The 21,970-nt window shown below is 39.5% G+C and carries 35 protein-coding genes; 34 read left to right on the top strand and 1 reads right to left on the bottom strand.

Annotated features, from left to right (window positions below; genetic code table 11):
• Positions 1-11: 11 nt before the first annotated feature.
• The 34 genes from DVW83_RS08795 (at position 12) to truA (ending at position 19,055) form a co-directional block, all read left to right on the top strand.
• Positions 12-911 (top strand): ketose-bisphosphate aldolase, encoded by a 900-nt coding sequence (locus tag DVW83_RS08795; protein WP_104660483.1) that lies wholly within the window; start codon positions 12-14, stop codon positions 909-911.
• Positions 912-1,421: 510 nt separating this feature from the next.
• Positions 1,422-1,730 (top strand): 30S ribosomal protein S10, encoded by a 309-nt coding sequence (gene rpsJ / locus DVW83_RS08790; protein ID WP_005880808.1) that lies wholly within the window; start codon positions 1,422-1,424, stop codon positions 1,728-1,730.
• Between the two features lie 30 nt (positions 1,731-1,760).
• Positions 1,761-2,390, top strand: a complete 630-nt coding sequence (rplC, locus tag DVW83_RS08785) for a 50S ribosomal protein L3 (RefSeq protein ID WP_005880805.1) — start codon at positions 1,761-1,763, stop codon at positions 2,388-2,390.
• A gap of 27 nt (positions 2,391-2,417) precedes the next feature.
• A complete protein-coding gene (rplD, locus tag DVW83_RS08780) occupies positions 2,418-3,041 on the top strand; it encodes a 50S ribosomal protein L4 (RefSeq protein ID WP_081133714.1) in 624 nt (207 codons plus the stop codon).
• The gene (rplW, locus tag DVW83_RS08775) at positions 3,041-3,331 is read left to right on the top strand and encodes a 50S ribosomal protein L23 (protein WP_002290449.1); all 291 of its coding nucleotides are present in this window, start codon (positions 3,041-3,043) and stop codon (positions 3,329-3,331) included. Before rplD ends, rplW begins: the two co-directional genes overlap by 1 nt.
• Positions 3,332-3,370: 39 nt before the next feature.
• Positions 3,371-4,204 carry a 50S ribosomal protein L2 gene (gene rplB, locus DVW83_RS08770; protein ID WP_104661217.1) on the top strand — a complete coding sequence of 278 codons (834 nt, stop codon included), beginning with the start codon at positions 3,371-3,373 and terminating at the stop codon, positions 4,202-4,204.
• 42 nt (positions 4,205-4,246) lie between these two features.
• Positions 4,247-4,525, top strand: a complete 279-nt coding sequence (rpsS, locus tag DVW83_RS08765; protein WP_002288655.1) for a 30S ribosomal protein S19 — start codon at positions 4,247-4,249, stop codon at positions 4,523-4,525.
• 22 nt (positions 4,526-4,547) lie between these two features.
• The gene (gene rplV / locus DVW83_RS08760) at positions 4,548-4,895 is read left to right on the top strand and encodes a 50S ribosomal protein L22 (protein WP_002288657.1); all 348 of its coding nucleotides are present in this window, start codon (positions 4,548-4,550) and stop codon (positions 4,893-4,895) included.
• Positions 4,896-4,908: 13 nt separating this feature from the next.
• Positions 4,909-5,565 carry a 30S ribosomal protein S3 gene (rpsC, locus tag DVW83_RS08755; protein ID WP_005880799.1) on the top strand — a complete coding sequence of 219 codons (657 nt, stop codon included), beginning with the start codon at positions 4,909-4,911 and terminating at the stop codon, positions 5,563-5,565.
• 2 nt (positions 5,566-5,567) lie between these two features.
• Positions 5,568-6,002, top strand: a complete 435-nt coding sequence (rplP, locus tag DVW83_RS08750; protein ID WP_002288661.1) for a 50S ribosomal protein L16 — start codon at positions 5,568-5,570, stop codon at positions 6,000-6,002.
• Positions 5,992-6,180, top strand: coding sequence for a 50S ribosomal protein L29 (rpmC, locus tag DVW83_RS08745; RefSeq protein WP_002288664.1), 189 nt, complete (start codon positions 5,992-5,994; stop codon positions 6,178-6,180). Before rplP ends, rpmC begins: the two co-directional genes overlap by 11 nt.
• A gap of 24 nt (positions 6,181-6,204) precedes the next feature.
• Positions 6,205-6,471 carry a 30S ribosomal protein S17 gene (gene rpsQ / locus DVW83_RS08740; RefSeq protein ID WP_005880796.1) on the top strand — a complete coding sequence of 89 codons (267 nt, stop codon included), beginning with the start codon at positions 6,205-6,207 and terminating at the stop codon, positions 6,469-6,471.
• 57 nt (positions 6,472-6,528) lie between these two features.
• Complete coding sequence (gene rplN / locus DVW83_RS08735; protein ID WP_005880793.1) at positions 6,529-6,897, top strand: 50S ribosomal protein L14; 369 nt, start codon at positions 6,529-6,531, stop codon at positions 6,895-6,897.
• A gap of 36 nt (positions 6,898-6,933) precedes the next feature.
• Positions 6,934-7,242: a 50S ribosomal protein L24 gene (rplX, locus tag DVW83_RS08730; protein ID WP_005880792.1), complete on the top strand. Its 309-nt coding sequence runs from the start codon at positions 6,934-6,936 to the stop codon at positions 7,240-7,242.
• A gap of 28 nt (positions 7,243-7,270) precedes the next feature.
• Positions 7,271-7,810: a 50S ribosomal protein L5 gene (gene rplE, locus DVW83_RS08725; RefSeq protein WP_005880790.1), complete on the top strand. Its 540-nt coding sequence runs from the start codon at positions 7,271-7,273 to the stop codon at positions 7,808-7,810.
• An 18-nt stretch (positions 7,811-7,828) separates the two neighbouring features.
• On the top strand, positions 7,829-8,014 hold the full coding sequence (locus tag DVW83_RS08720) for a type Z 30S ribosomal protein S14 (RefSeq protein ID WP_002356214.1): 186 nt from the start codon (positions 7,829-7,831) through the stop codon (positions 8,012-8,014).
• 35 nt (positions 8,015-8,049) lie between these two features.
• Positions 8,050-8,448, top strand: coding sequence for a 30S ribosomal protein S8 (gene rpsH, locus DVW83_RS08715; protein WP_002288675.1), 399 nt, complete (start codon positions 8,050-8,052; stop codon positions 8,446-8,448).
• 31 nt (positions 8,449-8,479) lie between these two features.
• Positions 8,480-9,016, top strand: coding sequence for a 50S ribosomal protein L6 (gene rplF, locus DVW83_RS08710; RefSeq protein WP_005880749.1), 537 nt, complete (start codon positions 8,480-8,482; stop codon positions 9,014-9,016).
• A gap of 162 nt (positions 9,017-9,178) precedes the next feature.
• Positions 9,179-9,535, top strand: a complete 357-nt coding sequence (gene rplR / locus DVW83_RS08705; RefSeq protein ID WP_005880747.1) for a 50S ribosomal protein L18 — start codon at positions 9,179-9,181, stop codon at positions 9,533-9,535.
• A 20-nt stretch (positions 9,536-9,555) separates the two neighbouring features.
• Positions 9,556-10,056: a 30S ribosomal protein S5 gene (rpsE, locus tag DVW83_RS08700; protein ID WP_002288681.1), complete on the top strand. Its 501-nt coding sequence runs from the start codon at positions 9,556-9,558 to the stop codon at positions 10,054-10,056.
• Between the two features lie 14 nt (positions 10,057-10,070).
• Positions 10,071-10,250 carry a 50S ribosomal protein L30 gene (gene rpmD, locus DVW83_RS08695; protein ID WP_005880745.1) on the top strand — a complete coding sequence of 60 codons (180 nt, stop codon included), beginning with the start codon at positions 10,071-10,073 and terminating at the stop codon, positions 10,248-10,250.
• A 57-nt stretch (positions 10,251-10,307) separates the two neighbouring features.
• Positions 10,308-10,748 (top strand): 50S ribosomal protein L15, encoded by a 441-nt coding sequence (gene rplO / locus DVW83_RS08690; protein WP_005880742.1) that lies wholly within the window; start codon positions 10,308-10,310, stop codon positions 10,746-10,748.
• Positions 10,748-12,043: a preprotein translocase subunit SecY gene (gene secY / locus DVW83_RS08685; protein WP_104661218.1), complete on the top strand. Its 1,296-nt coding sequence runs from the start codon at positions 10,748-10,750 to the stop codon at positions 12,041-12,043. The genes rplO and secY overlap by 1 nt, the downstream gene beginning before the upstream one ends.
• 65 nt (positions 12,044-12,108) lie before the next feature.
• Positions 12,109-12,756, top strand: a complete 648-nt coding sequence (locus DVW83_RS08680) for an adenylate kinase (RefSeq protein ID WP_005880738.1) — start codon at positions 12,109-12,111, stop codon at positions 12,754-12,756.
• 191 nt (positions 12,757-12,947) lie between these two features.
• Entirely contained in the window at positions 12,948-13,166 is a 219-nt protein-coding gene (gene infA / locus DVW83_RS08675) for a translation initiation factor IF-1 (RefSeq protein ID WP_002288695.1), read from the top strand.
• A gap of 32 nt (positions 13,167-13,198) precedes the next feature.
• The gene (gene rpmJ, locus DVW83_RS08670) at positions 13,199-13,315 is read left to right on the top strand and encodes a 50S ribosomal protein L36 (RefSeq protein ID WP_002288710.1); all 117 of its coding nucleotides are present in this window, start codon (positions 13,199-13,201) and stop codon (positions 13,313-13,315) included.
• Between the two features lie 17 nt (positions 13,316-13,332).
• Positions 13,333-13,698, top strand: a complete 366-nt coding sequence (gene rpsM, locus DVW83_RS08665; protein ID WP_104661219.1) for a 30S ribosomal protein S13 — start codon at positions 13,333-13,335, stop codon at positions 13,696-13,698.
• A 27-nt stretch (positions 13,699-13,725) separates the two neighbouring features.
• Complete coding sequence (rpsK, locus tag DVW83_RS08660; protein ID WP_002288714.1) at positions 13,726-14,115, top strand: 30S ribosomal protein S11; 390 nt, start codon at positions 13,726-13,728, stop codon at positions 14,113-14,115.
• Positions 14,116-14,194: 79 nt separating this feature from the next.
• Positions 14,195-15,133 carry a DNA-directed RNA polymerase subunit alpha gene (locus DVW83_RS08655; protein ID WP_005880735.1) on the top strand — a complete coding sequence of 313 codons (939 nt, stop codon included), beginning with the start codon at positions 14,195-14,197 and terminating at the stop codon, positions 15,131-15,133.
• 27 nt (positions 15,134-15,160) lie between these two features.
• On the top strand, positions 15,161-15,541 hold the full coding sequence (gene rplQ, locus DVW83_RS08650) for a 50S ribosomal protein L17 (protein ID WP_005880733.1): 381 nt from the start codon (positions 15,161-15,163) through the stop codon (positions 15,539-15,541).
• Positions 15,542-15,815: 274 nt separating this feature from the next.
• Positions 15,816-16,655, top strand: a complete 840-nt coding sequence (locus DVW83_RS08645) for an energy-coupling factor ABC transporter ATP-binding protein (protein WP_104661804.1) — start codon at positions 15,816-15,818, stop codon at positions 16,653-16,655.
• Positions 16,631-17,500, top strand: coding sequence for an energy-coupling factor ABC transporter ATP-binding protein (locus DVW83_RS08640; RefSeq protein ID WP_104661803.1), 870 nt, complete (start codon positions 16,631-16,633; stop codon positions 17,498-17,500). Before DVW83_RS08645 ends, DVW83_RS08640 begins: the two co-directional genes overlap by 25 nt.
• Positions 17,490-18,287: an energy-coupling factor transporter transmembrane component T family protein gene (locus DVW83_RS08635; protein WP_081133718.1), complete on the top strand. Its 798-nt coding sequence runs from the start codon at positions 17,490-17,492 to the stop codon at positions 18,285-18,287. Before DVW83_RS08640 ends, DVW83_RS08635 begins: the two co-directional genes overlap by 11 nt.
• A gap of 21 nt (positions 18,288-18,308) precedes the next feature.
• Positions 18,309-19,055 (top strand): tRNA pseudouridine(38-40) synthase TruA, encoded by a 747-nt coding sequence (gene truA, locus DVW83_RS08630; RefSeq protein ID WP_016177191.1) that lies wholly within the window; start codon positions 18,309-18,311, stop codon positions 19,053-19,055.
• A 48-nt stretch (positions 19,056-19,103) separates the two neighbouring features.
• On the opposite strand, the gene DVW83_RS08625 is transcribed toward truA, so the two are convergent.
• Positions 19,104-21,767 carry a YfhO family protein gene (locus tag DVW83_RS08625; RefSeq protein ID WP_104661802.1) on the bottom strand — a complete coding sequence of 888 codons (2,664 nt, stop codon included), beginning with the start codon at positions 21,765-21,767 and terminating at the stop codon, positions 19,104-19,106.
• Positions 21,768-21,970: the final 203 nt, after the last annotated feature.

Here is a 21,970-nt window from a genome sequence, read left to right as displayed (position 1 = left end):
GGAGATAAAAAATGTTAATCAATATGAATCAACTATTAGAAATTGCCAAAGAAAACCATTTTGCAGTAGGAGCATTCAATGTAGCAGACAGCAATTTTTTACGAGTAGTCATTGAAGCTGCTGAAGAAAACGATGCACCAGCGATTATCGCAGTCCATCCGACAGAATTAGATTTTACCAAAGATGAGTTTTTCCAGTATGCAGTTAGCCGAGTGAAAAATAGTCCGGTTCCATTTGTTATCCATATGGATCATGGCGATAATCTAGCCAGTATTATGCGGGCGATCCATTGTGGGTTCAGCTCAGTCATGATCGATGGCTCCTTGTTGCCGTTTGAAGAAAATATTGCTGTGACGAAAGAGGTCGTGGACATTTGCCACAAAATAGGTGTTTCGGTTGAAGGTGAGCTAGGAACGATTGGGAATACAGGAACTTCGGTCGAAGGGGGTGTCTCAAAGGTCACCTATACAAAACCGGAAGATGCAGAAGAATTTATTGCGCGTACAGGCATTGATACTCTGGCAGTAGCGATTGGCACAGCCCATGGTATCTATCCTAAAGATGTCAAGCCAGAATTGAAGATGGATATCCTTGAACAAATCAAAGAAAAAGTAGCGATCCCGTTAGTCTTGCATGGTGGGTCAGCAAATCCAGATGAAGAGATCGAAAAAGCAGTGCAGATCGGTATCCAAAAAGTAAATATCTCCTCTGATTATAAATATGCGTTTTATAAAAAATGCCGTGAGATACTTGCTTCAACAGAGCTATGGGATCCAAATGCCATCTATCCAGAATGTATTAAAGAGGCGAAGAAAGTGGTTAAACAAAAAATGACGCTGTTCCACTCCGTTGGGCAAGCGCAACTCTATCGCCAAGCGAATATCAAACCTTGGCGTCAAGAACTGAATTAGTAGACGACCGAGTCGATCCTAGTATTGTTTTTCCTAACTATTTAACGAGAGGTTGGGACAGAAGTGTTTAACTCCGAGAAATAAGAAGGAATTCATGAAAATCGCTTTTTAAATTTTTGTGAATTTCGGCTTATTTAAGAAGGAGTTGCTTCTGCTCCCGCCGTTTATTTGTTTTTAAAGAATGAGACAAAAGTGTTTCTTACTTTTGTCCCACGCTCTTTTAGATAAAACTATATTTAAAACTATATTTTAGTAGAAACCTGTCTAAATGAAAACTTATGAAAACAAATTAGTATTTACAGGAAAAAAGCCTTGCTTTGTGGATTTAGATATATTATAATTAAAAAGGTGCGTTTACCAAACGTAAACGACACGGACGTAATCGATGTGATTTCGTCGGCTAAGAAACGAGAGGTTGCGACACGCCCGGACGCTTTGCCACGAACGAGCGTGACGGAAATTTTCGTGGAGCTATGTCTACTTTTCAAAATAGACGAAGGAGGGAACAAGATGGCAAAACAAAAAATTCGTATCCGTTTAAAAGCGTATGAACACCGTATTTTAGATCAATCTGCGGATAAAATCGTGGAAACTGCAAAAAGAACTGGAGCTAGCGTGTCTGGTCCAATTCCATTACCAACTGAACGCAGTCTTTACACAGTTATTCGTGCGACTCATAAATACAAAGATTCACGCGAACAATTCGAAATGCGTACACACAAACGTCTTATCGACATTGTGAACCCAACACCAAAAACTGTTGATGCTTTGATGAAGCTAGACTTACCATCTGGTGTTAACATCGAAATCAAACTATAAAACTAAAATAAAATTAATGGAGGTGTACTCATGACCAAAGGAATCTTAGGGAAAAAAGTGGGAATGACACAAATCTTCACTGAATCTGGCGAACTAATTCCAGTAACTGTTGTAGAAGCTACTCCAAACGTAGTACTACAAGTTAAAACAATGGAAACTGATGGCTACGAAGCTATTCAAGTTGGTTACCAAGATATGCGTGAAGTTTTATCAAACAAACCTGCGAAAGGTCATGTTGCAAAAGCAAACACGACTCCTAAGCGCTTCATTCGTGAATTCAAAAATGTTGAGCTAGGAGAATATGAAGTAGGAAAAGAAATTACAGTAGATGTTTTCCAAGCAGGAGACATTATTGATGTAACAGGTACTACGAAAGGTAAAGGATTCCAAGGGGTTATCAAACGTCACGGCCAAAGCCGCGGACCAATGGCTCACGGTTCTCGTTACCATCGTCGTCCTGGGTCAATGGGTCCAGTTGCACCTAACCGTGTATTCAAAAACAAACGTCTTGCTGGCCGTATGGGTGGCAACCGCGTAACAATCCAAAACTTGGAAGTTGTTCGCGTTGATGCAGAAAGAAACGTAATCTTGATCAAAGGAAACGTTCCTGGAGCTAAAAAATCATTAATCACTATCAAATCAGCTGTGAAAGCTAAATAATAGTAGGAAGAAAGGAGGAACTAAGGAATGCCGAATGTAGCATTATTCAAACAAGATGGAAGCCAAAACGGTGAAATCACACTTAACGAAGAAATCTTCGGAATTGAACCAAATGAAAGTGTTGTTTACGATGCAATCGTTATGCAACGTGCGTCATTAAGACAAGGAACACATGCGGTTAAAAACCGTAGCGCTGTTCGAGGCGGTGGACGCAAACCATGGCGTCAAAAAGGAACTGGTCGTGCTCGTCAAGGATCAATCCGCTCACCACAATGGCGTGGAGGTGGAGTAGTCTTCGGACCAACACCACGTTCTTACAGCTACAAACTTCCTAAAAAAGTTCGTCGTTTAGCAATGAAATCTGTTTTATCAGAAAAAGTTGCTGAAAATAACTTGGTAGCAATCGAAGGTTTAAGCTTCGACGCACCAAAAACAAAAGAATTCAAACAAGTTCTTGCTAACTTATCTATTGACTCTAAAGTATTGGTTGTTCTTGAAACAGGTAACGACTTTGCTGCTTTATCAGCACGTAACTTACCAAACGTTTCTGTAGTAACTTCTGATAACGTTAGTGTTCTAGATGTTGTTTCAAGTACAAAAGTGTTAGCAACACAAACTGCTCTTACTCAAATTGAGGAGGTGCTTGCATAATGAACTTACTAGACGTAATCAAACGCCCAGTGATCACTGAAAAATCAATGCTTGCCATGGATGACAAGAAATATACTTTTGAAGTGGACACTCGCGCAAACAAAACTTTAGTAAAACAAGCGGTTGAAGCTGCTTTTGACGTTAAAGTCAAAAACGTGAACATCGTGAACGTACGTGCGAAATTCAAACGTATGGGCAAATATGCAGGTTATACAAAAAAACGTCGCAAAGCGATCGTTACATTAACCGAAGATTCAAAAGAAATCCAATTATTCGAAGCTGCTGAATAAGCACTTACTAGATAACTCATTAAATTAGGAGGGAAAAACGTGGCGATTAAAAAGTACAAACCTACCTCAAATGGTCGTCGTAACATGACAGGTTCTGATTTTGCTGAAATCACAACATCAACACCTGAAAAATCATTGTTACAACCATTGAAAAACCATGCTGGACGTAATAACAACGGCCGCATCACTGTACGTCACCAAGGTGGCGGACATAAACGCCAATATCGCGTGATCGACTTCAAACGTAACAAAGATAACGTTGTTGCAACTGTTCAAACGATCGAATATGATCCAAACCGTTCAGCTAACATCGCGTTAGTACACTATGAAGATGGAGTGAAAGCTTACATCTTAGCACCAAAAGGACTACAAGTTGGAATGAAACTTGTTTCAGGTCCAGATGCAGATATCAAAATCGGAAATACTCTTCCTTTAGAAAATATTCCAGTTGGTACTGTTATCCACAATATTGAAATGAAACCTGGTAAAGGTGGACAATTGATCCGTTCTGCTGGTACAAGTGCTCAAGTACTTGGTAAAGAAGGCAAATACGTATTGATCCGCTTGAACTCTGGTGAAGTTCGTATGATCTTAGCTGCTTGCCGCGCTACAATCGGTTCAGTAGGTAACGAACAACATGAACTTATCAATATCGGTAAAGCAGGACGCTCTCGTTGGATGCGCAAACGCCCAACTGTACGTGGTAGCGTAATGAACCCTAATGATCACCCACACGGTGGTGGTGAAGGTAAAGCTCCTATCGGACGTAAAGCACCAGTTTCTCCTTGGGGTCAACCAGCTCTTGGTTACAAAACTCGTAACAAAAAAGCACAATCAGACAAACTTATCGTTCGTCGTCGTAAAACTAAATAATTACTTTGACCATGTGTCGCACATTTTGAGAGGAGGTTCACCATGGGTCGTAGTTTAAAGAAAGGACCTTTCGTTGATGAGCATTTAATGAAAAAAGTTGAAGCTCAAGCAGGGGTTGAAAAGAAAAAAGTTATCAAAACTTGGTCTCGTCGTTCGACAGTATTCCCAAGTTTTGTTGGATATACCATCGCAGTATACGATGGACGTAAACACGTACCAGTTTACATCCAAGAAGATATGGTAGGACACAAATTAGGTGAATTTGCACCAACAAGAACTTATCGTGGCCATGCCGCAGACGATAAGAAAACTAAACGCTAATTTGAGGGGAGGATAAAACCAAATGGCAGAACAAATCACATCAGCTAAAGCAACTGCAAAAACAGTTCGCACTTCACCTCGAAAAGCCCGTTTAGTAATTGACCTTATCAGAGGTAAAAGTGTTGCGGATGCAATTTCAATCTTGAAATTCACACCAAACAAATCTGCTGGAATCATTGAAAAAGTATTGATGTCAGCAGTTGCGAATGCAGAAAATAATTTTGACTTAGATGTTGAAAACTTGGTAGTATCTGAAGCATTTGTTAACGAAGGACCAACAATGAAACGTTTCCGTCCACGTGCAAAAGGATCAGCTTCTCCAATCAACAAACGTACAAGTCATATCACGGTAGTCGTATCAGAAAAATAAGGAGGGATAATCAGTGGGTCAAAAAGTACATCCAATTGGAATGCGTGTAGGCATCATCCGCGACTGGGATGCAAAATGGTATGCTGAAAAAGAGTATGCAGAGTTCTTACACGAAGATCTAAGAATCCGTAAATTTATTTCAACTAAACTTGCTGATGCTGCTGTATCAACAATTGAAATCGAACGTGCTACAGGCCGTGTTAACATTTCAATTCACACAGCAAAACCAGGTATGGTTATTGGTAAAGGCGGATCTGAAGTCGAAAACCTAAGAAAAGAATTAAACAAACTAACTGGTAAAAGAATCCATATCAACATCGTGGAAATCAAAAAACCAGATCTAGATGCAAAATTAGTAGGTGAAGGAATCGCACGTCAATTAGAAAACCGTGTTGCTTTCCGTCGCGCTCAAAAACAAGCTATCCAACGTTCAATGCGTTCTGGCGCTAAAGGAATAAAAACTCAAGTATCTGGACGTCTAAACGGAGCAGATATCGCTCGTTCAGAAGGATACTCAGAAGGAACTGTTCCTCTTCATACTTTACGTGCGGACATTGATTACGCATGGGAAGAAGCAGATACAACATACGGAAAACTAGGAGTTAAAGTGTGGATCTATCGTGGAGAAATTCTTCCAACTAAAAAAAACACTGAGAAAGGAGGGAAATAATCATGTTAGTACCTAAACGTGTAAAACACCGTCGTGAATTCCGCGGAAAAATGCGCGGGGAAGCTAAAGGTGGTAAAGAAGTAGCATTCGGTGAATACGGTTTGCAAGCTGTTGATTCACATTGGATCACTAACCGCCAAATCGAAGCTGCTCGTATCGCAATGACTCGTTACATGAAACGTGGTGGGAAAGTATGGATTAAAATTTTCCCTCACAAATCTTATACTGCCAAAGCAATTGGGGTACGTATGGGTTCTGGTAAAGGGGCACCTGAAGGATGGGTTGCACCAGTAAAACGTGGTAAAATCATGTTTGAAATCGCAGGCGTTCCTGAAGAAGTGGCTCGTGAAGCGTTACGTCTAGCTTCTCACAAATTACCAATGAAAACTAAGATCGTAAAACGTGAGGAAATGGGTGGTGAATCGAATGAAGGTTAAAGAAATCAGAGAATTAACCACTGCCGAAATGCTTGATCAAGAAAAACAATTAAAAGAAGAATTGTTTAATCTTAGATTCCAATTAGCAACAGGTCAATTAGAAAACACTGCACGTATTAAAGAAGTACGTAAATCGATTGCACGCATCAAAACTGTGTTGCGTGAACAAGCTAAGTAATTATGGAAGGAGGCCATTAAGCGTATGACTGAAGAAAGAAATCAACGCAAAGTTTATCAAGGTCGTGTGGTTTCAGACAAAATGGATAAAACAATTACCGTTGCTGTCGAAACAAAGAAAAACCACCCTATCTATGGCAAACGCATGAACTATTCTAAGAAATACAAAGTACATGATGAAAACAACACAGCAAAAGTTGGCGACATCGTGAAAATTATGGAAACTCGTCCATTATCAGCTACAAAACGTTTCCGTTTGTTGGAAGTAGTCGAAGAAGCAGTTATTATCTAATAACACGAGATTTTCCTATATAGATTGAATGCAAAATCTGAAAGGAGGATACACAACGTGATCCAAGCAGAAAGTCGTTTAAAAGTCGCTGATAACTCAGGCGCACGTGAAATATTGACGATCAAAGTCCTTGGTGGTTCTGGTCGTAAAACTGCTAGTATCGGTGACGTGATCGTAGCTACGGTTAAACAAGCAACGCCAGGTGGGGTTGTCAAAAAAGGTGACGTCGTAAAAGCCGTTATCGTTCGAACAAAATCAGGAGCTCGTCGTACAGACGGTTCATATATTAAATTTGATGAAAATGCTGCAGTGATTATTCGTGATGATAAAAGCCCTCGTGGAACACGTATCTTTGGGCCAGTTGCACGTGAACTACGTGAAAACAACTTCATGAAGATCGTTTCACTAGCACCAGAAGTTTTATAATTTTGAGACACTTATCAAAGGAGGTGCGAAACAGTTATGTTTGTTAAAAAAGGCGATAAAGTTAAAGTTATCACTGGAAAAGACAAAAATAAAGAAGGCGTTGTATTATCAGCGTTTCCTAAAAAAGATAAAGTCATTGTCGAAGGTGTAAATGTTGTTAAAAAACACCAAAAACCTTCTCAAGCTGCTCCTCAAGGTGGAATCGTTGAGATGGAAGCTCCAATTCATGTTTCTAACGTGATGGTGATCGACTCTACTGGCGTAGCTGGCCGAGTTGGCTATAAAGAAGTAGATGGCAAAAAAGTCCGAGTTTCTAAAAAAACCGGTGAAGTTTTAGATAAATAATAAGTTTAAGGAAGGAGGGTCTTACTGAATGAACCGCCTAAAAGAAAAATATCTTAAAGAAGTAACTCCATCATTGATGGAAAAATTTGACTATAGCTCTGTTATGCAAACACCTAAAGTTGAAAAAATCGTCATCAACATGGGTGTTGGTGATGCGGTATCAAACGCTAAAAACTTAGATAAAGCAGTTGAAGAATTAACTTTGATCACCGGACAAAAACCAATGATTACAAAAGCTAAAAAATCAATCGCTGGATTCCGTTTACGTGAAGGAATGCCAATTGGTGCAAAAGTTACATTGCGCGGAGAAAGAATGTACGAATTCTTAGACAAATTGGTTTCAGTTTCTCTACCACGTGTACGTGACTTCCATGGTGTAAGTAAAAAAGCCTTTGACGGTCGTGGAAACTATACTTTAGGTATTAAAGAACAATTGATCTTCCCAGAAGTAGATTATGATTTAGTAGATAAAGTACGTGGTATGGACATCGTTATTGTAACGACAGCTAACTCAGATGAAGAATCTCGTGAGTTGTTGACACAATTAGGCATGCCATTCCAAAAATAATTAAAGGAGGCGAACTACGTGGCTAAAAAATCAATGATTGCTAAAAACAAACGTCCTGCAAAACATTCAACACAAGCTTATACTCGTTGCGAACGTTGCGGACGTCCACATTCAGTTTATCGTAAGTTCCATCTTTGCCGTATTTGCTTCCGCGAACTTGCCTATAAAGGTCAAATTCCCGGCGTGAAGAAAGCTAGCTGGTAAAAAGTAAATTCGCATAAGAAGGAGGTAAAAGATCAATGGTCATGACAGATCCAATTGCAGATTTTCTAACTCGTATCCGTAACGCAAACATGGTTAAACATGAGTCTTTAGAAGTTCCTGCATCAAAAATTAAACGTGACATCGCTGAAATCTTGAAACGTGAAGGTTTCGTTCGTGATGTTGAATATATCGAAGATGACAAACAAGGCGTAATCCGTGTTTTCCTAAAATTTGGTAAAAACGGCGAACGTGTTATCACAAACTTAAAACGTATCTCTAAACCAGGTTTGCGTGCTTATGTCAAAGCTGACGAAGTACCAAAAGTATTGAACGGTTTAGGTATCGCAATCATTTCGACTTCTGAAGGTGTTGTCACTGATAAAGAAGCTCGTGAAAAAAATATTGGCGGCGAAGTTATCGCTTACGTATGGTAATCAAGTAGAATCTACAAGGAGGTGTCTTTAAGTGAGCCGTATTGGAAATAAAGTCGTTGTGATCCCTGAAGGAGTAACTGTTACTCAAGATGGAAACAACGTTACAGTTAAAGGACCAAAAGGTGAATTAACACGTACTTTCTCTTCAGATATCACAATGAATATCGAAGGAAACGAAGTGACATTCACTCGTCCGAACGACAGCAAAGAAATGAAAACAATTCATGGAACAACTCGTGCCAACTTCAACAACATGGTTGTAGGTGTCAGCGAAGGATTCCAAAAAGCGTTAGAATTGATCGGGGTTGGGTACCGTGCACAATTACAAGGATCAAAACTTGTATTGAACGTTGGTTATTCACATCCAGTCGAAATCACACCACCAGCTGGAGTAACTGTTGAAGTACCAGCAAATACACAAGTAATTGTTAAAGGTGCGAACAAAGAAGAAGTTGGCGAATTAGCTGCGAACATTCGTGGAACTCGTCCTCCAGAACCTTATAAAGGTAAAGGTATTCGTTATGTTGGCGAATATGTACGCCGTAAAGAAGGTAAAACTGGTAAATAATAGTTTTGAAAATTGCATAGAAGCCAGCAGCAGGAAAAAAATATTTTGCAGAAGTTTTTCTTCGATCAAAAGAAATTTTGCTTGTGCCGCAGCTTCTATTTTTCGGGACTTTCAGTTTATTGCTTGATCAAGCAATACAATAAAATTAAAGAGGTGACAATTGTGATTACAAAACCAGATAAGAACAAAACACGTCAAAAGAGACATCGTCGTGTACGTAACAATATCTCTGGTACTGCTGAGCGCCCACGCTTGAACGTTTTTCGTTCTAACAAAAACATCTACGCTCAAATTATTGATGACGTAGCGGGTGTAACGCTAGCAAGTGCCTCTACCTTGGATAAAGAAATTTCAGGTGGAACAAAAACAGAAGCAGCACAAGCTGTCGGTAAATTGGTTGCTGAACGCGCAACTGAAAAAGGCATTAAAGTAGTAGTCTTTGACCGTGGTGGATACCTTTACCATGGCCGTGTGCAAGCTTTAGCTGAAGCTGCTCGCGAAAATGGACTAGAATTTTAGAAGAAGGAGGAATACCATTCATGGTTTATATCGATCCAAAACATTTGGAATTAGAAGACCGCGTTGTTGCAATTAACCGTGTAACAAAAGTTGTTAAAGGTGGACGTCGTCTACGTTTTGCTGCTTTAGTTGTTGTCGGTGACAAAAACGGACACGTAGGATTTGGTACAGGTAAAGCACAAGAAGTACCTGAAGCAATCCGTAAAGCAATTGAAGATGCGAAGAAAAACTTAGTTGAAGTACCTATGGTTGGTTCAACAATCCCACACGAAGTAATCGGTGCTTTTAGTGGTGGTAGAATCCTAATGAAACCTGCTGTTGAAGGTTCTGGGGTTGCTGCTGGTGGACCAGTTCGTGCCGTATTAGAATTAGCTGGGGTAGCAGATATCACTTCTAAATCTTTAGGCTCAAATACACCAATCAACGTTGTTCGTGCAACTGTTGAAGGTTTGAAACAATTGAAACGTGCTGAAGAAGTTGCAGAACTTCGTGGCAAATCTGTTGAAGAATTAATCGGATAAGGAGGACAAACATAATGGCTGAATTAAAAGTTACTTTAAAACGCAGTATTATCGGACGTCCTCAAAACCAACGCGATACAGTCAAAGCGTTAGGTCTTACTAAGATTAACAGTTCAGTGGTTAAGCCTGCTAACGATGCTATCAAAGGCATGATCAATACTGTTTCTCATTTAGTGGACGTTGAAGAAGTCTAATTAAACTTAAATAATCTAAGAAATTAAGAACTAGAATATTAAGGAGGTGCCAAACCTATGAAACTTCATGAATTGAAACCTGCAGAAGGTTCACGCCAAGTACGCAATCGTGTTGGACGTGGTACTTCTTCTGGTAACGGAAAAACTGCTGGACGCGGTCAAAAAGGACAAAAAGCTCGTTCAGGCGGTGGTGTACGTCTAGGATTTGAAGGAGGACAAACGCCATTATTCCGTCGTTTACCAAAACGTGGATTCACAAACGTGAACCGCAAAGACTATGCAGTTGTTAACCTTGATGTCTTGAATCGCTTTGAAGACGGTGCTGAAGTAACACCAGTTGCTTTAGTAGAAGCTGGAATCGTGAAAAACGAAAAAGCTGGAATCAAAGTATTAGCTAACGGTGAATTAACTAAAAAATTAACTGTGAAGGCCGCAAAATTCTCTAAAGCAGCTGAAGAAGCAATCGTTGCTGCTGGTGGATCAATCGAGGTGATCTAATGCTTAAACTATTAAAAGATGCTTTTAAAGTAAAAGATATTAGATCAAAAATCCTATTCACAGTGTTTGTTCTATTTGTATTTCGTCTAGGCGCACATATTACTGTGCCTGGCGTAGATGCTAGTTCATTGCAAAATCTTTCTTCTTTGCCATTTTTCAATATGTTGAACTTAGTCAGTGGTAGTGCGATGCAAAACTTCTCTATTTTCTCAATGGGGGTTTCACCTTACATTACAGCGTCTATCGTCATCCAATTGCTACAAATGGATATCGTTCCACGTTTCGTGGAATGGTCAAAACAAGGGGAAGTTGGTCGTAAAAAGTTAAATCAAGCAACACGATACTTGACATTAGTATTGGCATTTATCCAATCAGTCGGTATCACTGCTGGGTTTAACCAATATGCCCAATTAGGTTTTGTCAATAACCCTAATGTGTCAACATATGTAACGATCGGTCTGATCTTGACTGCCGGTACAATGTTTGTCACTTGGTTAGGAGAACAAATCACCGAAAAAGGTATTGGTAATGGTGTGTCAATGATCATCTTTGCAGGAATCATTTCTAGACTACCTGAAAGTGTCAAAGAAATTTATGAAGATTACTTTATAAACATTGATCCTTCAGATATTTGGAAATCTGCAATTTTCGTTGCCATCTTACTTGTTGCGATTTTATTGATCGTAACGTTTGTCACATTTTTCCAACAAGCTGAACGCAAGATCCCGATCCAATATACGAAACGCGTAGCAGGCGCTCCAACAAGTAGTTATCTACCGTTGAAAGTGAATGCGGCTGGGGTTATCCCGGTTATCTTCGCCAGCTCGTTTATTGCTACTCCTAATGCAGTATTACAGGCATTGAGTGGTCGGTTTGGATCTGAAAATTGGTATAAGATAATGATGGAGATCTTTAACTATAACACGGCGCCAGGTGCGACGATTTATACGATACTGATCGTTGCATTTACGTTCTTCTATGCTTTTGTTCAAGTGAACCCTGAGAAATTAGCGGAAAACTTACAAAAACAAGGAAGTTATATACCAAGCGTACGCCCTGGTAAGGGGACTGAAGAGTATGTCTCAAGCTTATTGATGCGTTTAAGTACAGTCGGTGCAATTTTTCTTGGTTTGGTGGCTTTATTACCGATTATTGCTCAAATGATCTGGAATTTGCCTCAATCTATCGGGTTAGGTGGTACCAGCTTACTGATCGTTATCGGTGTTGCTTTAGAAACTGCGAAACAGTTAGAAGGCTTAATGCTGAAACGTAAATATGTTGGATTTATTGAGTAAGAGTAAGAAAGCGTGTTGAGGTTTTTCCTCAACACACGTTCTCACATTTATTAGGAGGGTAAACAATGAACCTCATTTTAATGGGGCTACCAGGCGCGGGTAAAGGAACGCAAGCAGAAAAAATCATTGATGCTTATCATATTCCGCATATCTCAACAGGAGACATGTTTCGTGCAGCGATGAAAAATGAAACAGCTCTTGGCTTGGAAGCAAAGTCTTATATTGATAAAGGTGCATTAGTTCCTGATGAAGTAACAAATGGAATCGTGAAAGAGCGTTTAGCTGAACCAGATACGGAGAAAGGCTTCTTATTAGATGGTTTTCCACGTACGATTGAGCAAGCAGAAGCTCTGGACGCAATGCTGAAAGATTTAAATAAAAAAATTGATGCTGTCATCGATATCCATGTTGGTGAAGAAGTATTGGTTGAGCGTTTAGCCGGCCGATTCATCTGCCGTAACTGTGGAGCAACTTACCATAAAATTTTCAACCCTACAAAAGTTGAAGACACATGTGATCGTTGTGGTGGGCATGAATTCTATCAAAGAGAAGATGATAAACCTGAGACGGTTAAAAATCGTCTGGCTATCAACATCAAAAATAGTGAACCAATCTTGGCTTATTATAAAGAACAAGGTTTGCTACACACTATCGATGGTGATCGTGAAATCGATGCTGTATTTACTGATGTACAAAAAATCATTGAAAAATAGCACGATTGCCCGTAGCCGACTTGCATTAAGCAGTTACTCTTGTCAAGTTCAATAAATTATGATAGAATATGTCAGTCCGACTTCTAGAGAAATCCTCTAGATGATCCATTTTGAGAATTTTGAGGTGGGAACTGCAGTTTCCGCCATTTTATCGTGTGAAAATGCGAAACAAGTACAAGGAGGTACTGTGCGTGGCAAAAGAAGATATGATTGAAGTCGAAGGTACAGTCGTCGAAACTTTGCCGAATGCAATGTTTAAAGTTGAACTAGAAAACGGACACCAAGTTCTTGCTACTGTTTCAGGTAAAATTCGTATGCATTACATCCGTATCTTACCTGGTGACAAAGTGACGGTTGAATTGTCTCCGTACGATTTAAACCGTGGCCGTATTACTTATCGCTTTAAATAATTGTACTCCGTAAAACTACAGGAGGTATTATCATGAAAGTAAGACCATCAGTAAAACCAATGTGCGAACATTGTAAAGTAATTCGTCGTAAAGGACGCGTTATGGTGATTTGCCCAGCAAATCCAAAACATAAACAACGTCAAGGATAATTGGAGGTGCAATAAATATGGCTCGTATTGCAGGAGTAGATATTCCTCGTGATAAACGTGTAGTAGTTTCACTTACTTATATCTATGGTATTGGTAACACTACTGCTAAAAAAATCTTAGCTGATGCTGGTGTATCTGAAGATATTCGCGTTCGTGAATTAACGAATGAACAAACAGATGCTATCCGTGCGGAAGTAGATAAATTAAAAGTTGAAGGTGATCTTCGTCGTGAAGTGAACTTAAACATCAAACGCTTGATGGAAATCGGTTCATACCGAGGCATCCGTCATCGCCGTGGTTTGCCTGTTCGTGGACAAAACACGAAAAACAATGCACGTACTCGTAAAGGCCCAGCTCGCGCTATCGCTGGCAAGAAAAAATAATTCTTAGGTGAAGGAGGTTAAAACTTCATGGCAGCAAAAAAAGTGAATCGTAAACGCCGTGTGAAAAAGAATATAGAAGCAGGTATTGCACATATCCATTCTACATTCAACAACACTATCATCATGATCACTGATACTCACGGAAATGCATTAGCGTGGTCGTCAGCTGGTTCATTAGGCTTCAAAGGAAGCAAAAAATCAACTCCTTTTGCCGCTCAAATGGCAGCAGAAACAGCTACAAAAGCAGCAATGGAACACGGATTAAAGACTGTTGAAGTAACAGTTAAAGGACCTGGTTCTGGACGTGAAGCAGCAATTCGTTCATTACAAGCTACAGGTTTAGAAGTGACTGCAATTCGTGACGTGACTCCAGTTCCTCATAATGGTGCCCGCCCTCCAAAACGCCGTCGTGTTTAATGAGTGCCGCTCATTTTGAGTTCTATTAGTAACGTCATTGAACAAGACACTTTTCGTTTTGAAAGGGGTAAAGATAAGAATGATTGAGTTCGAAAAACCAAGAATCGCAAAAATTGATGAAGAAAAAGATTATGGCAAGTTCATCGTTGAACCTCTTGAAAGAGGCTATGGGACTACTTTAGGGAATTCCCTACGTCGTATTTTATTATCTTCTTTGCCAGGTGCTGCCATCACTAATATTCAAATCGATGGTGTACTGCATGAATTCTCTACCATTAAAGGTGTACGAGAAGACGTCACTCAAATCATCTTGAACATTAAAGGTTTAGCACTGAAAATGTATGGCCAAGAAGAAAAAACCCTTGAAATCGATATTACCGGACCTGCTACAGTAACTGCTGGCGATATTATCGTTGATAGTGAGGTAGAAATTCTTAACAAAGATATGTACATCTGTAGTGTCTCAGAAGGTGCTACGTTCCATGCTCGCTTAACAGTGAAACCAGGACGTGGTTATGTTCAAGCAGATGAAAACAAAAAAGAAGATATGCCGATCGGCGTACTTCCAGTCGATTCAATCTACACACCAGTTCGTCGTGTAAACTACCAAGTAGAAAACACTCGTGTTGGACACCGTGAAGATTTTGATAAATTGACGATGGAGATTTGGACAGATGGTTCAATCGAACCATTGGAAGCAATGAGTTTATCTGCAAAAATCATGACTGAACATTTAGATATTTTTGTTAACCTGACTGATGAAGCGAAAAATGCTGAAATCATGGTCGAAAAGGAAGAAACACAAAAAGAAAAAATGTTGGAAATGACAATTGAAGAATTAGACTTATCTGTTCGCTCTTACAATTGTTTAAAACGTGCAGGAATCAACACTGTACAAGAACTTACGAATAAATCTGAGCCAGAAATGATCAAAGTCCGTAACTTAGGACGTAAATCATTAGAAGAAGTGAAAGCAAAATTACACGACTTAGGATTAGGTTTACGTAAAGAAGATTAAAACCTTTTACGAAGGAGGGAAACCAACGTGAGTTATCGTAAACTAGGACGCACATCTAGCCAACGTAAAGCGATGTTGCGTGATTTAACAACTGACTTATTAATTAACGAACGTATTGTGACTACTGAAGCTCGTGCGAAAGAAGTTCGCTCAACTACAGAAAAAATGATCACTTTAGGCAAACGTGGAGACTTGCATGCACGTCGTCAAGCTGCGGCTTTTGTACGTAATGAAGTTGCTAGCGTACGTGAAGAAAATGAGGATATCGTCATTGAATCAGCTTTGCAAAAACTATTCAACGATATTGCACCTCGTTATGCTGAACGTCAAGGTGGCTACACTCGTATCTTGAAGACAGAACCAAGACGCGGTGATGGTGCACCAATGGTTGTCTTAGAACTTGTCTAAAATCACACTAATAACATCACTTTATAGATGATTCTTTTAGAGTGTTATGATGTTGGAAGTTAACTCTTCCGAGTCTAGCTCAGCGCTACTCCTCAAGTCGAATCGATTTGAGGAGTATGCACTCATCATAAAGTGTTTTTTTGTACCTTTAATTAACTGTCTTGACATGTATTTGAAGGTACAAAAAAACACTTTAATTAAAACGGAAACAATTGAAAAATCAGGTATTTTTTGATAGTGTTAGTAGGAACTTTAGGATGGAGAAGGAGTAATTATGGAGCCAATTATTGAATTAGGAAAGATTAATTACAAATACCAACCAGATGATCCCCGTTTTGCGTTAAAAGATATTTCATTTACGATCAATCAAGGTGAATGGATCGCAATTATCGGGCACAATGGTTCAGGTAAATCAACACTCGCAAAGACGATCAACGGTCTGCTTTTGCCAGAATCAGGCACGGTAAAGGTAGGAAAGCAGTTACTAAATGAAGAAAACATCTGGTCTATACGTCGAATGGTCGGCATGGTTTTCCAAAACCCTGACAACCAGTTTGTCGGATCAACAGTGGAAGATGATGTTGCTTTTGGTCTTGAGAATCAGGGTATCTCACGAGAAGAGATGGTGGTTCGTGTAAAGGATGCACTTGAAAAAGTCCGTATGAGCGACTTTGCAAAAAGAGAACCTGCACGATTGTCTGGTGGACAAAAGCAACGAGTTGCTATTGCAGGGGTTGTTGCGTTACGGCCAGATATCATCATTTTAGATGAAGCGACTAGTATGTTAGACCCCGAAGGACGAGAAGAAGTTATTTCGACGATCAAAAAGATCAAAGAAGAAAGCAACTTGACGGTCATATCTATCACACATGATATCGATGAAGCAGCGAATGCCAATCGGATCTTTGTCATGAAACAAGGTGAGCTAGTCAATGAAGGCACACCAGAAGAAATTTTTTCTGCTGGTCCTGAACTGATCAATCTGGGGTTGGATCTTCCTTTTCCTGAAAAATTAAAGAGTGCATTAAAACAACGAGGTTTTGTCGTTCCAGAAGAGTACATGACTGAAGAAGGGATGGTGGACTGGTTATGGACATCCGTTTTGAAAAAGTAGATTTTACGTATCAGCCCAATACACCATTTGAACAAAGAGCGCTATTTGATATTGATATGACGATTGAAGAAAATAGCTATACAGCTCTAGTCGGCCATACAGGTAGTGGTAAATCGACCCTACTTCAACATCTAAATGCATTGGTCAAGCCTACGAGTGGAATCGTACATATTGGCGATCGACAAATCAAACCTGATACGAACAATAAAAATTTAAAACCGATCCGTAAAAAAGTCGGGATCGTTTTTCAGTTTCCTGAAGCACAATTATTTGAAGAAACAGTCGCTCGAGACATTGCGTTCGGTCCTAAAAATTTTGGAGTCAGTGACGAAGATGCGCTTCAGTTAGCAAAAGAGATGCTTGGGCATGTTGGTTTAGATGAGACTTACTTAGAACGTTCGCCATTTGAATTGTCTGGTGGACAAATGCGGCGAGTGGCTATTGCTGGCGTCTTAGCAATGAAGCCAGAGGTACTCGTGTTAGATGAGCCAACAGCAGGACTTGACCCACAGGGAAGAAAAGAAATGATGGACATGTTCTGGCGTCTGCATAAAGAGCAGCATATTACGATCGTACTAGTCACCCACTTGATGGATGATGTGGCGAACTACGCAGACTATGTCTATGTACTTGAAAAAGGGAAAATTGTCGAAAGTGGACGACCCCATCAAGTTTTTCAAAATCTTACCTGGTTAAAAGACAAGCAATTAGGTGTTCCTACTGCTACCGAGTTTGCAGAAAAATTAAACAATCGCGAGAAGCTATTTTCCGAGTTGCCGATCACTGCTGAAGAATTGGCAGATAAGATTGTTGAATTAGCAGGAGGAAATGCACATGATGAATAAATTGATTTTTGGTCGGTATATGCCAGGGAATTCCTTGATTCACCGATTAGATCCTCGTGCAAAATTATTAGCCAGCTTCTATTTTATCGGTATCATTTTTTTAGCAAATAATTGGCAGACTTATGCACTATTAGCAGTTTTCACGTTGCTTGCTGTTTTTCTTTCGAAAGTCGATATCAAATTCTTCATTCGTGGTATTCGACCGTTGATCTGGTTGATCTTATTCACCGTAGCTTTACAAGTCTTATTTACAAGCGGTGGTGCCACTTATTGGAGTTGGGGGATCTTTAACATCACTGAATTTGGTGTGATGAACGGACTCTTCATTTTTTGCCGTTTCGTATTGATCATCTTTATGTCGACATTATTGACGTTGACCACGCCTCCTTTAGAATTGTCTGATGCAATTGAATATCTGTTAAGACCACTAAAAGCTGTGCGTTTTCCAGTACACGAAATCTCCTTGATGTTGTCGATCGCCTTACGTTTTGTTCCTACCTTGATGGATGAAACAGAAAAAATCATGAATGCGCAACGCGCACGTGGCGTCGATTTTGGAGAAGGTAGCTTAGTTCAAAAAATGAAAGCTGTTATTCCCTTGTTGATCCCGTTATTTGTCAGCAGTTTTAATCGTGCAGAAGATTTGGCAACAGCTATGGAAGCAAGAGGTTATCAAGGTGGTGAAGGACGAACGAAATATCGTATCCTTCATTGGCACAACCGTGACACGTTCGTCATTCTTGCATTTGTATTATTGACGATCGCGTTGATTTTTTTAAGAAGCTGATTTAGTAGAAAAGGTGAATGTATGACACGCTACAAAGCAATTATTGCATATGATGGAACGAACTTTAATGGATTTCAAAAACAGCCAAATGGTCGTACCGTACAAGAAGAAATAGAAAAAACATTAACAAAGATGGCGAATGGTAAAGAAATCACTGTTTTTGGGTCTGGTCGTACAGATGCAGGAGTACATGCAATGGGGCAAGTGATCCATTTTGATTACCCCGAAGAGCGTCCGTTAGAACGCATGCGTTTTGCTTTAGATACGCAGTCACCAGAAGATATTGCAGTGAAAGAAGTAGCGATTGTTTCAGAAGATTTCCATGCTCGTTATCTTGTAAAAGAAAAAACGTATCAATTTCGAGTAGATATAGGCAAACCGCGTAGTCCATTTCGACGCCATTATGCCAGTTATTTTCCTTATCCAATAGATGTGGAAAAGATCCAACGAGCACTTCCTGATTTATTAGGAACACATGATTTCACTTCTTTTTGTGCTTCTGGTAGCTCTATCGAAGACAAAGTTCGAACGATCTATGAGGCGAAAATGGAAGTGAATGAAACCGGAGATGAGCTTTTGTTTACTTTCCGCGGTAATGGTTTTCTTTATAAAATGATCCGTATCTTAGTTGGAACATTGCTTAAAATTGGGAATGGACGTTTGGCAGAGGATAGTATTCCTGAAATCATAGCGAAAAAAGATCGTAATGCTGCTGGACCGACGGCTCATCCAGAAGGGCTATATCTTTACGAAGTCAAATATGAATGAAAAAACTCCTTTAGCATCTGATGATGATCAGACAACTAAAGGAGTTTTTTATTTTCTTCTACGATGTGAAGTTCTTTGTGGGGCTGCTTGTTCGATTTCAATAACTCGTTTAAATGAACTATTACGCTTTAGATACCAGACGTAGAGAATGAACAGTGTAAGACAGAGAACGAATAAGATGGCACCGATCATAAATCCCTGAGGTAAATAGCTAAGCGTGACAGTGTGCTTACCTGCTGGAACTTTGATCATCAAGAAGGCATCTTTAAAGCTTTCTATCTCTACTGACTTGCCATCAACTTTGGCCTTCCAACCTGCATCATAAGGAATCGTTGTGACAAGCATCTTATCTTCAGGAGTATTGACTGTTCCTGTAGCTGTACGTCCTGTAGTGTCCATCTCAACGCCGTTGTCCTTGATCTGGTTCATTGCAGCTTGATAAGCTACAACATCTAAGCCGATGACTTTGGGTTCCATAAAACTAACTTCTTTTGTGCCATAAAAACTAGCAGTAAAGGTGACTGTCGTTTCTTGCGGATAATAACCAAGATCATAATATTGCCCAGAGATATTGATTTGGGTCTTGCGTGACATCCCATTGACTGTAATGGTAGCAGTTGAACTTTCTAATTGTGCATAATTCGTTGGGAAAAGGCTCAAGTAAGCTTGTGTATTTGCTGGTACTTTCACTTCCCAAGTTAAGACTTTTGGCTGATTTTCAGCTGTTTCGCCATAAGTCACACCTGTTGATGTATTGCTGACTGTGACATTTTGCTGGCTTTTCAATGTTGGTGTATAGAATGTATAATACTGTTCGTTCAAACCAGACAGTTGGTTGATCAAATTTGTTTGACTAGTCAAATTGTCTGTCAGTGGCTGTTCCACATCATTGATCGACAAAGGAGCAGTAAAGGCTAAAGGTAAAGCATTGATATTTTTATAGAGCGTGTAATCACCGCTTTGATCTTCTCGAATAAAGCCGTATTTACTAAAGCTGCTGTCGTTTTTCGCGATATTGTATTTGATTCCTGTAAAACCATCCATCAACAAAGTATTATTCGCATAGCGAATGTTCAAATTCGTTCCGCGAGAACGAAAACCTAATGTATCCAGATAAGAAGAAGAGTTTCGGTTTCTGATAGAAGAAAACAAACTAATCCCGCTATAACCATAATTGATCGAATCATTCGGTGAGATGGGGTCAAGGTTTTCTAAACGATAAAATGTATCTGATTCTTTTTTTGTTTTGTCAACTAATGTTTTCAATGAGGGCGCAGGGTCAGTATACAAACTTCGCGATGCGTAATTCCAATCATCTAAAATACCATGGATCATGCTGTTCGTGTTGACACTTGCTTCTGCAGTCATGAGCAACAATAACAATAGACTGAGGTATTTAACTGACTGTTTGTGATGGTGGAAAAAACCGATCGTCAAAGCATAGAGACCTAAGAAAACAACAGTCAAAACAAAGGAAGTCGTTGTGACATAAGAATAACTACCTGTTGTTTTCAGTCCCCAAGCAGTAGTGAAGACCACTGCAAGAAGAATGATGATCCCAACTAGTAATCCCTGATCTTCTTTCGTCAGCACTTCCCAAGCTTTGGCGGCCAGTAAAATAACTAAGAAAGAAAACAGATACGCATAACGGAATAAGAACATATTCGGTGCGTGCATCCCATGCCAGAATAGATTCAAAGGAACGATATAAAAACTAGCAATCAACAGTGCAAACAAACTACCAAATAAAAGTTTGTTTTTGACAGTGATTTTTCGGCTGATAAAATAAAACAGGCACAGTACTAATGGAAACAATCCGGCGTAAATAAAAGGAATCGAACCATATTTGGTTGTATCATAAACGCCCACCATATTTTTCATGATCAGATCCAAGTAGGAAGTGGCCTCTGTTTTGAACGTCGTGATCTGAGTCAGTGCTTCTCCATTAGAGCGCAGATCAAGGATAGCCGGCAAAATAATAATCATTGAAGCACCACCAGCTAGTAAAGAGGTAATACCGTAAGGAAGAATCGTTTTTTTATATACCGACCAATTACTTAGAAGTCTAATAACAAAGTAAAGGAAAGAAAAGACACCGATCATGAATCCCATATAAAAACTCGATAGAAAGAGTAAGAGATAGCTGACAAATAGGACGATCGGTTTTTTTAAATCCATTACTCGATGAATCCCTAGAATGATCAGGGGAAGGTAAATAAAGGCATCTAACCACATGATGATTTCTGAGTGTGCAGTGATGAAAGAAATCGATGCATAGCTAACACTCAGCGCAACATGGCCCCAACGAGGTATCTTGTATGTTCTTGCAAGAAACCAAAAAGACAATCCTGCACAGCCGACTTTTAAGATCGTAAGAAAATAAAGGGCATCAGGCATCATCTGATTAGGGAACAACACCACAAGTGGCGTGAAGATCCCGCCTAGATAGTACGAGATCAAAGAAAGGTAATTCAAGCCGAGAGAGGCATTCCATGTATAGAAAATACTTTGCTTTCCAATTAACATATTCCGAAAGCTTGCATGAAAGTTAGAAAATTGTGAAAAGGCATCACTCGCAAGAATGCTGCGGTCGCTTCCAGGATAGATACCGATACTTAGATAAATAAGTGTGAGTATCAGTAAAGGAATCAGGAAGCTAGCTAATGCGTAGCGACCATTCTCTTTAAGAAAAAGTTTTAATTTTGTTTTCATATTCAAACCACCAATTTCTATGATAATGAAGATACTTCTAGTTTATCACATTCATCTTTTTCTCCGCCTTAAAAGACTTTACATTTCATAAAAAAATAAAAAACAAAATAAATAATACAAAATCGTGATAAAGTCCATATAATTGTGTAAAAGATAAAAGGCCATGTAACAGCCCTTTTACGGTACAATGTTTTTAACCACAA

The organism is Enterococcus sp. VV15, from assembly GCF_005236045.1.
GTDB lineage: Bacteria > Bacillota > Bacilli > Lactobacillales > Enterococcaceae > Enterococcus_B > Enterococcus_B durans.
This window is presented reverse-complemented; position numbering and strand designations above follow the sequence as displayed.